This window comes from Candidatus Limnocylindria bacterium (genome assembly GCA_036523395.1).
Lineage (GTDB): Bacteria > Chloroflexota > Limnocylindria > P2-11E > P2-11E > CF-39.
This window is the reverse complement of the sequence record DATDEH010000057.1, coordinates 1-11,809: the sequence shown is the minus strand read 5'-3', so window position 1 is coordinate 11,809 and position 11,809 is coordinate 1. Positions and strand designations below refer to the sequence as shown.

The 11,809-nt window shown below is 65.6% G+C and carries 12 protein-coding genes; 6 read left to right on the top strand and 6 right to left on the bottom strand.

Translation table 11 applies throughout. The features are described from left to right. Positions 1 to 19 precede the first annotated feature (19 nt). Positions 20 to 580 (top strand): DUF4437 domain-containing protein, encoded by a 561-nt coding sequence (locus VI056_07820; protein ID HEY6202937.1) that lies wholly within the window; start codon positions 20 to 22, stop codon positions 578 to 580. 57 nt (positions 581 to 637) lie between these two features. On the opposite strand, the gene VI056_07815 is transcribed toward VI056_07820, so the two are convergent. The 6 genes from VI056_07815 to VI056_07790 form a co-directional block, all read right to left on the bottom strand. Continuing rightward, a complete protein-coding gene (locus tag VI056_07815) occupies positions 638 to 1,084 on the bottom strand; it encodes a pyridoxamine 5'-phosphate oxidase family protein (protein ID HEY6202936.1) in 447 nt (148 codons plus the stop codon). Positions 1,085 to 1,134: 50 nt separating this feature from the next. Further along, entirely contained in the window at positions 1,135 to 1,308 is a 174-nt protein-coding gene (locus tag VI056_07810) for a hypothetical protein (protein ID HEY6202935.1), read from the bottom strand. 104 nt (positions 1,309 to 1,412) lie between these two features. Further along, positions 1,413 to 2,540: an MFS transporter gene (locus VI056_07805; GenBank protein ID HEY6202934.1), complete on the bottom strand. Its 1,128-nt coding sequence runs from the start codon at positions 2,538 to 2,540 to the stop codon at positions 1,413 to 1,415. A 22-nt stretch (positions 2,541 to 2,562) separates the two neighbouring features. Then, positions 2,563 to 3,423, bottom strand: a complete 861-nt coding sequence (locus VI056_07800) for an EamA family transporter (protein ID HEY6202933.1) — start codon at positions 3,421 to 3,423, stop codon at positions 2,563 to 2,565. Positions 3,424 to 3,544: 121 nt separating this feature from the next. Beyond that, positions 3,545 to 4,882, bottom strand: a complete 1,338-nt coding sequence (locus VI056_07795) for a hypothetical protein (protein ID HEY6202932.1) — start codon at positions 4,880 to 4,882, stop codon at positions 3,545 to 3,547. Between the two features lie 248 nt (positions 4,883 to 5,130). After that, the gene (locus VI056_07790; GenBank protein HEY6202931.1) at positions 5,131 to 5,637 is read right to left on the bottom strand and encodes a LuxR C-terminal-related transcriptional regulator; all 507 of its coding nucleotides are present in this window, start codon (positions 5,635 to 5,637) and stop codon (positions 5,131 to 5,133) included. A gap of 133 nt (positions 5,638 to 5,770) precedes the next feature. Here VI056_07790 and VI056_07785 point away from each other — a divergent pair, with 133 nt between their 5' ends. The 5 genes from VI056_07785 (at position 5,771) to VI056_07765 (ending at position 11,696) form a co-directional block, all read left to right on the top strand. Further along, entirely contained in the window at positions 5,771 to 6,187 is a 417-nt protein-coding gene (locus VI056_07785) for a hypothetical protein (GenBank protein HEY6202930.1), read from the top strand. A gap of 739 nt (positions 6,188 to 6,926) precedes the next feature. Beyond that, positions 6,927 to 8,027, top strand: coding sequence for a hypothetical protein (locus tag VI056_07780; GenBank protein HEY6202929.1), 1,101 nt, complete (start codon positions 6,927 to 6,929; stop codon positions 8,025 to 8,027). A gap of 82 nt (positions 8,028 to 8,109) precedes the next feature. Beyond that, positions 8,110 to 8,910 carry an endonuclease NucS domain-containing protein gene (locus tag VI056_07775; GenBank protein HEY6202928.1) on the top strand — a complete coding sequence of 267 codons (801 nt, stop codon included), beginning with the start codon at positions 8,110 to 8,112 and terminating at the stop codon, positions 8,908 to 8,910. A 66-nt stretch (positions 8,911 to 8,976) separates the two neighbouring features. Further along, positions 8,977 to 9,933 carry a hypothetical protein gene (locus tag VI056_07770; GenBank protein ID HEY6202927.1) on the top strand — a complete coding sequence of 319 codons (957 nt, stop codon included), beginning with the start codon at positions 8,977 to 8,979 and terminating at the stop codon, positions 9,931 to 9,933. After that, complete coding sequence (locus tag VI056_07765; GenBank protein HEY6202926.1) at positions 9,930 to 11,696, top strand: ATP-binding protein; 1,767 nt, start codon at positions 9,930 to 9,932, stop codon at positions 11,694 to 11,696. The genes VI056_07770 and VI056_07765 overlap by 4 nt, the downstream gene beginning before the upstream one ends. The last annotated feature ends 113 nt before the right edge of the window (positions 11,697 to 11,809 follow it).

Here is an 11,809-nt window from a genome sequence, read left to right as displayed (position 1 = left end):
ACGACCTTAAGGAGGACGAATGAACGCTCCGCGCGCGCTCCGCACATCTCTGCTCGCGTTCTCGACCGTGGCCGCCTTCGTAGCGAGCTCCTGCGGCGGAGCGGCGTCGCCCACAGTCGCGACGTCTGCGCCGACGGCGGCACCGACGGTGGCGGTCGCCTCAGCGGCACCCGCGATGCTGCTGACGCCGGCCAACTCGGTCCCGCAGCCGTTCGTGTGGGCAAAAGCATCGGCTGCCTTTCCGCCTGGCCTCGAAGTCATGGTGATGGAAGGCGATCCGAGCAAAGCCGGCGTTCCGTTCACGCAGCGACTCAAGTTCCCTGACGGATACGTGTTGCCGCCGCATCAGCATCCGATCGAAGAGCACGTGACCGTGGTCCAGGGCACGTTCGTCGTCGGCATGGGCACGAGCGGCAAGCGCGAGACAGCCATCGAGATGCCGACCGGCTCGTTCATCCTGATCCCGGCCCTGACCCAGCACTACGTCTTCGCGAAGGGCGTGACGATCACGCAGGTCCATGGCATCGGCCCCAGCGGGATCGCGTATGTGAATCCCGCGGACGATCCCCGGAAGCCATAACGCGTCGCTGACGACGACGACCGTGCCGCGAGGCACGGTCGTTGTCCATGCGCACCGCTAAAGCTGCGCGCCGTACTCGCGGATGACGTCGAACTCGTAGATCAGCCGGCGCTCGGCGATCATCGCCTGAAGGAATTCCTCGCGCGTCTTCAGTTTGCCGTACCACATGAGATGTCCGGGCGGGGGAGCTGGCGTCATCGCGCGCTGCATGAGCGAGAAGAGCTTCCAGCTCAGCTCCGGGACGTCGGGTCCTTCGATGATGTTGACCCTCGCCTCGAGGGTAAGCGCCTCGCGACCGGCTGCGAACACGATCAGTGTCGAGCGCGGATCGCGGCGCAAGTGACGCGTGCGTACGCGGTCCGCGGTCCCGCTGCTCCATACCTTGCCATCGACGAGCGCGACCCCCACGCGGACCGCGTGCGCGCTGCCGTCGCGCCTGAGGGTGATCATGGCCGCGCTTCGGGCCGTTTCGACGAGCGCCCGCCCGCTGTCGCTCAACTGCACGTCGCCATGTTCGCGTGCTGTGGCGGAACTCGCCAGCGCTAGCCGCCCCCTCAGGTTCCGGTCATCGGGTCGGCGGCCAGTCCCGACAGCCCGGCGAGCACGACGAGTCCGACGACCAAGAGCACGACCGTGACCAAGAGCACAACGCGAAGGCTGCGGCCGCGGATCCGGTGTTCGGGCTCGGTGTTCAGTTCCGCGCGTGCAGGAATCTCACCAGTGATCATGGCTACCTTCATACGACCATGCCGCTGTCGCGGAGCCCCGATTTCACCAAGCTCTGGACCGCGACGCTTCCGCCGCCCGGAGCTCGAGCCGGCAGCCGTTTGGGTCATCGCCCGCGTGCGGCGAGGTTGAGGACGCCAAAGGTCGCCGCGAGCGCGGTAAGGCAGATGCCAAGGCTCGACACGCCGGTCGCTTGCAGCACCAGTCCGATGCCCGCGGGCAGGACCGCACCGCCGATCATGCCCGCCGCGACCAGGTAGCCGATCACATGGGGTGCCGCCGCGCGACCCACGCGTCGCGGGACGAGATACAGGAGTAGCGGCACGAACACCGAGAGCGAAAGGCCGATGCTCGGCAGCGCGAGGAGTGCGGCGATCGGTGGCGGGAGGATCCAGAAGGCGACCGCGCTCGCGACCGCGCCGGCCACGCTGAGATCGACGAGCAGCGCCGCTTCGGTCCGTTCGCCGAAGAGCGCGAGCGCGATGCGACCCGCCGCGAGCGCCGACCAGTAGAGGAAGACCGCGAGACCAGCGAGCCCGTCGGTGAGCGCTCCGTCGACGGTCAGGCGCGTGAAGCTCCACTGCCCCGCGCCAAGCTCGATGCCGACGTAGACGAACATGAGAGCACCGCCCATGACCGATGCCCGGCGGGCGCCGCTCGTCGCGATCGGCGCGTCTTCGCTTTCGGGAGTCGCCGCAAGGTCACCACGCGCGAGATACGTCGCGATCGCGAACGACACGAAGGCCAGCGCCGCGATCGCATAGCCGAGCCGCCAGGAGCCCGCAACGACAAGCACGAGCCCGATGAGCGGCGGTCCGAGCGTTGCGCCGACGGCCCACGACGCGTGGAGCGCGCCCATGAAGCGGATGCCCCGCCGGAGGGCGACTTCGGTGTTGAACGCCGCGTCGAGCAGGCCGAGACCCGCGCCCAGGACGGCCGCGGCGAGGATGATCGTCGTCCACGTCTGTGCCAGCGTGAACAGCAGGATCCCGCCCGCCGCGAGCGCGGCCGGCAGGAGCAGCAGCGCGATCGTGCCGAATCGCGCGCGAACAATCCCTGAGAGAGCGCTCGAACCGAACTCGGTCACCGTCATCGCGGCGAGCACGACGCCCAGTCCCGCGAGCGGGGCATCGAGCTCCGCGCGCATGAACGGCCAGGCGATGCCGAGCATCCCCGTCGGCAGCCCGAGGATCACGAAGCCGCCGAACGCGATGGTCGCCGTCCTCATGCGCATCGCGCGAACCGTACTTGGGTGGTCAGCCGAGCGCGAGCAGCACGATCCCCACGACCATCGCGGCAGCGCCGACCGCACGTCGTTGTCCCTGTCCTTCCGCCAGCACTCGCGCCCCGAGCAGCGTGCCGAAGAGGATCCCCGTCTCGCGCGCCGGCGCGACGTACGACACCGGGCTGATCGCGAGCGCGGTGAGCATCAGGAGATAGGAGAGGCGGCTGATGATGCCGACGACGAGCACGGTCCTACGCCGCGTCGCCCACACTTCCGCGACCTCCGTTCGGCGGCGCCACGCGACCGGCGCGACGACCAGTGCCTGCCCGCCGATGGTCATCCAGTCGTACACGATCGGTGGGATCAGGAGCACCGAGACGGCGGTCTTGTCCCACAGCGTGTAGAGCGCGATGACGACACCGGTCGCGAGCGCATAGCCCACCGCCACCGCTGCCCCACGGGCCCGCAGCGAGCGAGGATCGCCGGTGAGCACGACGGCGCCCACCACGATCGCGAGTGCGCCGCCGATCGCGATGATCGATGGCCGCTCCCCAAGGATCGCGATGGCTCCGACGGTCGCGAGCAGCGGTCCGGTCGCGCGCGCGAGCGGATAGACCAGCGAGAGATCGCCCGCGCGGTAGCCCGCGGTGAGCGTCGCGAAGTAGATCGTCTGCAGCACGATCGCCATCACGACGAACCCGAAGGCGATGAGACCGAGCTGCGGCCGCGCAAGAACGAGCACGGCGATCGCGAACGGTGCGTACGCCGCCGCGCCGACGACATACACGAGGAACAGGAACGGGGTCTCTGCGCGCACGCGTTTGGCGAGCATGTTCCAGGTCGCGTGCATGACCGCGGAAACGAGGACGAGCACGAGGGCGAGAAGTGTCACCGGCGCAGGCTAACCACTCCGCGCGCTCGATCTGCCTAGACGCGTGGGCACGAACGCAGGGAGCGTTGGCCGTTCTGTCAGCGGCGCCGGCTATGACGTCGGCGCCGCTGACAGCCGTGAGCTAGAGATGGCTCGCGAGCGACTTCAAGACCGAAGCTTGGGCGGATGTCAGCCAGCCTTGGCTGGCGAAGTTGTCGACGCCATGGCCATACGCCGCGATCACCGCGGGTACGTCGGTTTTCGCGGTGGCCGCGAGCTTCGCGCAAAGTGCGGTCGACGGTCCGTGGATCTCGGCCCGATCCGCCGACGGCAGCGCCGCGTACTTGGCGGAGCTCCGCACGAACTGCCGAGTGAGCTCGCAGAGCGACTCAGTGTTGACACGGACAGTGAAGCTCGTGGACGCGGTGGCAGTGTTTCCGGCCCGGTCGGTCGCGCTGGCACTGAATTCATTCGCACCGAGGGCGAATCCGTACGCTGGCCCCGCGATGCCGAGGCATGTGCTCGATGCAAGCCCTGATAGCGCATCGCTCGCCTGGCATTGGATCGCGAGCGTTTGATCCACCGTGTACGAGCCGAGGTTGCCGCTATACGTCACGAGGGGCTTCGTCATATCGATGCGGACTGTGACCGATTGCGAAGCGGAGAGGCCGGCGCCGTTCACCGCAGAGCAAGTCACGCCCGTTCCAGCAGTTTCATTCTCCAGGCGAACGAGATCGCACCCACTGCGGGATGTGATGCCCGACTCGGCATCCTCCACGCTCCACGTCAGTTCGACGGGTTGGTTGTGCCAACCGTTCGCGTTCGGCTGGGTTGAGAACGACGCAGTGATGGACGGGGCTGTGAGATCGGGAGCCGGCTCCATCCACGTCTGGAAAGGCAGGTCCCACGAGTAGTTCGGGCCGAACTCGCAGTTGCAGACCCAAACGCCAACGGCATTCGGTCGGGAGTCGAAGTAGAGCTGGCCTCCTTCGTACGATTCGCCGCGCGGCCCCTGGAAGGTCCCGCAATAGTCGAAGAGCGTCGGTCCGGTCGCGTCGAGAACGATCGCAAAGCGAGTGCCGGCGCTCAGGGAGACAGGGGTCGCAAGAGGAAGTGACCGCAGGCTGGCTGACTCCGGACCTGACGGCAGGCTCGCACCCGGGATCAGCGTCCTCGAAAGTACGCGGCCATCGGGCTTTGCATCCGTCACACCCTGGATCTCGAGGATGAAGGTGACGTCTGATTGGCAGCTCACCGGCGCGCGCACCTCCGTCAACAGACCCGCACGTCCGGCTGTGACGACCTGCGCGAGCCTCTGGTCATAGAACCCTCCGATCGCAAGACCGCCGACGCTCTGGTCGATAACGGTTTGCTGCTGGTCGACGGTCGCGACAGGAAGCGCGAAGGCCTGGTTGCCCAGGGGGAACGACAATGCGATGGCGAGCGCGATGGTCGAGAGGCTTTGTAGACGGCCGTTCATATGTGTGTGATTTCCTCCGGTATTTGAGCGATGTGCCTGAACGTGTATTTCTCTCAGGCCCGATCGCGACGCTAGTCACGGCCGCCGTGCTAATCGTGGGTGTCGCTACCCGCGTGACGTGATCTACGCCACGTAGGAGTTGTGTTGCTTTCAGGGGAGCGTCGTCGAGTTGTCGATGAAGTGCAGCCTGCTCGTTGACGCCACCCGGTCTTCTTGTCGGTCACCGGTGGGCTGGGTACGCCGATGCGTTAGATGGCGGCGGAACCATCAGCGGACGTGGTCACCGCGCGCTGCGCGTCGTCGAGGGCGGCGATCGCGCCACCCAGTCGGCGTTTGACCGCGCTGATCATCGGTTCGGTCGTTTCCGGTGGCAGTTCGCTCACCAGGCCAAGGGCTGCATCGACGGCCAACAGCGCGTCGCGCACGGCGCTCAGCTTCGCCGCGGCGATGGCTGTTGGTCCGTTCGCGAGCATCGGCGCCACCGCAGGCGTCCCATTTGTGTGCGCGCGTGGTGTCTCGGGTGAACGGGAGACGATGGTGGACGGACGTCCCGCGGTCTCGTCAACAGACGAGATGAGCTCGACGCGGTTCGTGACACCGTACCGGAGGTACAGCCGCGAGAGGTGGGCCTTCACGCCGTCCTCGCTGATCCCGAGCTTTTCGCCGATCTCGCGATTGCTGTAACCCTGGCGAACATGGACGACGACCAGGCGCTGGCGCTCCGTGAGCTGCGGGGTGCGTGCGTGAACTGCCATCAAGCCTCCACTAACGGGTACACCCGAAAGAGTACACCCTAGACCCGGGATGTCAACCGACCGGAGATGCTCATCTGAGGACTTTCATGAGCAGCTAGCGGACGTGACGATCCCTCGCAAGATGGAGAGGCTGGTGAACGAGGTGATCGCAATGGATCAGTGGTCCGTCCTCGTGGTAGAGAGCGACAACGCAATTCGCGCGACGGTCGTCGAGGGCCTCCGCGACTGCGGACTGGTCGTCGAAGGTACTGGCGCCGCGGACGTTTCGATCGAGTTGTGGCGTGGCGACGTGATCGTAACCGACACCTTCGCGAGTCCCTACTCAACCGAGGCAGTTGCCGCTTACTTGGACGAGCTCCGGTCTCGCTTCGCGGCCGGCTTGGTCGTGCTTACCGGACACGACGGAGCGGCGGTAGACGCTGCGCAGCTGCCTGCCGACGCCGTGGTCATGAAACCCTTTGATCTCGATGACCTCATCGAAGTGATCGACACTGTCGCGCGCGAAAGACGCGATCGCGACGAGCGAAACCGCCGGCCGATCGCCTCTTGACTACCACCCATCCCTCATGAAGAAACGGAGCACCAACGGCCGTGTGCAGCTGCCGGCTCGACCGATCGCTCTCGTCTGCGTCAGTCGGCACGAATTTCCTGGTCCTCTGGCGAAAGAACCCGACAAGGTGACGATGGTCCGAGGCAAGTGGGCGTGGTGCCCATCTGGCGCTGACGCCGGCCATGATTGGCGGCCCGTGAAGTCGGGTTCGCTCAACGCGCTCCGCGCACAGCTCGTCGAGGTCTCACGCCTTGTCGATATCGCCCTGAGTAACCCTCGCGATTTGACGGCCGCAGCGAAGGGCAACAAGCCAAGGTCACGCGCAGAGAAGCGCTAGCGACCACGTCGAGCAACGTCTCCGTACACTCGCACCGCGAGTCGTCGGGAACGCCACGAGAGTGCGAGGCATCCGGTGATGTCCTCGGTCTTCAAACCAGTGGACTTGTGCGGTCAGCGCTGTGTGGACTGGGCTTTCCCCGAGCGTCGAGACGGTAGTACCCCCAACGTACCCCCGACAGTCCTCGGTAGGGTGTCATTGGACATTCCGCAATCAGGCGGGCAATGCCTTTGGCCGACCCTGGGGGACCTATTCGTTGCCCTCGCTGCCGTTGACGAGAGGCCCGTGTGTCTGTCGATCTCTGTGCAACTCGCAGAGGCAGCGTTTCGGGAGATCTCCAGCGGCGACGTGAGGCTCCTCGTCGGATGGGCACAGGTGACAGCGGTGGGACACTTGCCGCACATGGCCGTGCCTTTGGTCGCCGGTCTCCTCTCCGCGATTCGTCGCTCATCCCCGGCGGACGCGCTTCCCCATGTACTTGGGGGATCCGATGACCTCGAGGTCGTCGGCGAGTCGTTCTACCAAGAGAATCTGCGCCGCATCACCGGCCCGGGTAAGGTTCGTGTCGCGGTAACGGCAGTCCTCGTTGCCGAGACCGACAACCACTACGACCCCAACGCAATCTCGGTGTGGATTTCTCAGCTCGCGGTCGGACATCTTGGGCGCGACGATGCACGCCGCTATCGGCCGGGATTGCTTGCCCTGATGGAGCGCTACAGCGCACCTATTGCCCTCCGCGGGGTTGCCGTCGGTGAGCAGGCCATCGGCGTGTTCCTGCGGCACGACCCACGAGATTTCGGAATCCTGTTGCAGCCCACACCGATCCCCCATAGCGGGACCATTAGAACGGGCCTTTCTGAGGCAATCGCGACTGATGAGGCCGACGACTCGTACGACCTGAGTTGGCTCGAGACATTGCCGTACGAGACCGCTGCCAGGATCGCACGCTTACGAGATCTGCTCGCAGGCGAGCACGATCCACTCGATCGGCACTTCATGTTCAGCGAACTTGAGGCGGCAATCTATCGGGTACGCAACGCGATGCCTGATGTGTTGGCCGAGTTCGACGCTGTCTGTCGGGACCATGACAGCGAAATGGACACCCTCCGTCCTGCATTTCTGAAGAAATGGGGCGCCGTACCTTGGCTCCCGACATACCGTCAGATGTGCATTCGCAAGCAGAAGCAGGGCGACTGGACGACAGCCTTGTGGTGGGCTGAGCGTGGCCTCGCGGTATACGCCAACGAGGCGGCCCGACCGGAAGCCGTCCGCGATCTGATTACTCGAGCCGAATCATGCCGTGTTCAAATCCGTGGCTCGCTGCCAAAAGAGCACGACCCACGGCCGTCGTCGCCGCCGGCTGTGGGGCTCGTGGTTGTTGAGACACTCAGTTGTCGATCGTGTGGCGAGTCATTTGATCGAGTGCGTAGCCGCGGACGTAAGCCGCTGGTGTGCCCAGGCTGCCGCGGCAGCCAGATCCGCGAAGCCACGATTCGGGGTTAACGCTGCGAGCCTGTGTTCTGCGCCGATTGACTGAGTCACTCGTAACGCGTTCGCGCGGCGCGATGCTCCGAGGGAGTAGGCAGTGCTCGAACGCACACTAGAGATCGCACTTAGTCGGTACCCGGAGCTCCTGCAGCACGGCTTCAGTCTCGTCGGCCAACAACTCGCGACTGGCGTTGGGATCCTCGACCTGCTGTTTAAGGATCCCGGTGGCGTTCTGCAGTTGGTCGAGGTGAAGAAGGGTCCCGCAACCACTGAAGCCACCACGCAGGTACTCCGGTACGCGCAGCGTTATGCAGTCGAGGGTAGGGAAACGGTCCCGTGGGTCGTCGCTCATTCGGTGTCTGCGGCGGTCGAGTCAGACGCCAGGCGCCGGGGCGTACGCACTCGCGCGATCTCGATCGAGGCAGTCGAGACGTTCCTGCGCGGCAAAGGAACCAGCGTTGCTGACGTGATGGCGCTTCGCCGTCGTACTCCAGGGGCCCTCACGGGCGGGGCCGGTGACCTGTGGCGTGAGGTCGATGCCAACGCAGCGTACGCAGAGCTGACGCATGAAGTTGCTGAGCTCCTGCGACACCTGGCCAAGACGCCTCGCTTCACCCTGAAGACGGGCGCGATGCAAACGACGATCTGGTATCGAGGCGTGAAACTTGGTGGCTTCAATCGCAAACATCGCGGCGGCGTCGGGTATGTGACGAGCGGTGTCATATCACCGGCCGTCAGAGCGACTCTGGGCAAGCTGGGCTTCGTGTTTATGGAGAAGCATCAGGCGGGCAGCTCTCACGTGCACACATGGATGGAGATTCCTGGATCCCGAGCCAGCGAGTTCCGGCGCGGCCTTGAACTCATACGCGCGGCTGTAGACGAGAAGTTGGGTCGGTAGCCGGGACAACCGCCATATCGCGGCGCCATCCGCGTACCCTTGCCGGGTTACGTAGCCTTTACCAGGATGTTCACTCTTCGCGCTGACCCCTGGATGCCTGAGTACGGAATGGGATTCGATGTGCGCTTCGACGAGCCGCCCGCGGTCGTCGAGCCATTCATCGAAAGCGACGATTGGTCAGCGCCTCGATCCGTGCCGAAGTACGCAGTCGAGCCCGTGCACTTCATCGATGGCGTCCGTCGGATTGATCTTCGGCTTCTCGCAGATGTCGATGGTCGACGGGTCCCAGGTCTGTTCGGCACCTACGCCGCTGGGAGCGCGCTGTGCGACGGTAAAGCGAGCTTCGAGGCCGAGCAGGTCGGCCGGGCTGTGGTGCTGGGCGGCGGCCAAGACATCGGCTCGATCGAGGTGCGTATCGGAGCTACTCCTTGCACCTTCCGATCCTCACCAACGCCTGGCGCGGAGCCGGATGACCCGCTCCTGAAACTGCAGGACCTCATGCGCGACGCGGAGACGAACATGGCGGCGCGACTCGCGGAGACTGACGGCGACCTCGTCGTTGTGGATGGACCTCTTGCGTTCTATCGGGAGACGAAGGGGCCGATCGTCGGAGTGATTAAGCGCTTCGGTCGTGTCTATCTCGAACCCGAGCAAGGTCGCCTCATCCCAAAGCTCGCACCGGGAGAGCGGACGCCGCTCTTCGCGATCGCCGGGAAGTCCGACCGGCGCAGGCGTTACGCCTGGTACTCACGACTGACGCCCGCACGTGCGCCATGGCACGACCACGCCGGCGTGGTGCGCTGCGAGGTCCGCGGCTCGATGGCGCTCGAGGACGCCGTCGAGCTGGCCGATCGGGTCGCGGCCCTCTTGCCCCATTTCTCCGGCCGCGCCCAGGATCCGCGGACGCCGCAGAACCTCGTTCCTATCGCCGGCTTGGAGACATGGCTGCGGCATCGTGCCGGCGACACGCGCTTGATCAGACGCGCCCTGTTGGATTGGATTGCGACGGAGGCTGCGGCATGAAAGACAAGACCAAAGTGGCGGCGGACGGCAGCAAGAAGTCTGAGGTGCAGTCCGGAGACCTCGACGTAGCTAAAGACAGGGGCCAAGTCAGCGAGCCGGTCGGCTTCGTGATCGGCACCGAGGACTCGACGCCGCTCAACTTCTGGGTCGGTGTCCGCGACGACGCGTACCTGCAACTCGACGATGCTGTCGTGGTCGAGACGCCGGTTCCTGGGCGGGGCACTGTGCGCATTTCAGGGATCGTGCAGCAGGTGCGTGCCCGGCATGAGGGCGCTCAGTTCGACACGGATGTCTTCCTCGTCGATCGCGGCGTTCTGCCCGTCGAGACCGCGGTCGCCGCGGAGGTTGTCGCGACCCGGTTCGAACCCGAGGTCTTCGTTCCGCCGCGGCCGGGTCTGATCGCATCGCGTGCGCGTGGTGCGGAGCGCGACCACGCGATGTACTTCGACCAGATGGAACGACGGCTCCCCGCCGGTCTGTCGCGGGACGGCGAGCCAATCTTCCTTGACCTCGACTTCCTCGACGGCACAAAGGGCGCGCACGTCAATATCTCGGGCATCTCGGGCGTCGCCACGAAGACGACCTATGCGCTGTTCCTGCTCTACGCCTTGTTCAACACTGAGGCGCTGGGTCAGTACCGAGCGAACACGAAGGCAATCGTGTTCAACGTGAAGGGCGAAGACCTCATGTGGCTTGATCGGCCGAACTCGCGGCTTCCCGGAGAGGCACGCCGCGACTATGAAAAGCTCGGCCTGCCGGTCCAACCGTTCGATTCAGTCGGCCTTTGGGCACCGGTGCGCGCGGGAGCGGGTGGCCAGGCGCTGCCCGCGGTCGAGAGTCGGGCTGATGGCGTGACCGCCTACTACTGGACGATCCGCGAGTTCGTGCGCGAGCGCTTCCTGCGCTTCCTCTTCGCCGAGGCCGAGGACGAGCGCTCGCAGATCGCCGATCTTGTCGCCCGCATCGAGCACTACCTCGACCGCGAGTGCGAGGACGACCCAGACAGCGAGGCGACGGTCGTGCGGCATGGAACGGCGGTCGTGGACTTCGATGGCCTCTGCGATCTGATCGCGAACGAACTCGAGCACGATGGTTCGCCCTGGCGTGGGCGCGTCGCCGAAGCCACGGTAGGTGCGTTCGAGCGTCGGCTCGACGCGGCGCGCTTCCGCGTCGGCCACCTTATTTGGGGCCGCCAAGCGGACCAACCAGGGGCGCATCGCATCGACTTCGAGGCGCATCAGGTGACGGTCGTCGACATCCATGGCCTTCACGACCGCGCGAAACGCTTCGTGACCGGCGTCGTGTTGAAGCGCCTGTTCGAGCAGAAGGAACGCATGGGGCAGCGCGTGCCGTTGCATTTCCTCGTCCTCGACGAGCTCAATCGCTACGCGCCGCGCGATGGCCGAGGCCCAATCAAGGAGGTCCTGCTGGACGTGGCGGAGCGGGGCCGCTCGCTCGGCCTCGTGCTCATCGGTGCGGAGCAAACTGCGAGCGAAGTTGAGAACCGCATCATCGCCAACTCCGCCTTCCGCGTCGTTGGTCGGCTCGACACCGCCGAAGCGGCCCGTGCCGAGTACGGTTTCCTGCCGGCGGTCACCCGACAGCGCGCCGGAATCCTGAAGCCCGGCTCGATGATTCTCCAGCAGCCACACGTTCCCGTTCCACTCCAGGTGCGTTTCCCATTCCCGTGCTGGGCGACGCGAAGCGAGGAGGCCGGCCCGGCTGCCGCAGGCGATGTGTTCGCGCGCTTCCGCACGCCCTAGTTGTGAAGCTCCTCCACACGTCGGACTGGCACGTCGGCAAGACGATCCGGGGGGCGTCGCGCCTGGACGAGCACCGGGTCGTGCTCGCCGAGATCGCCCGGGTCGCCCGCGAG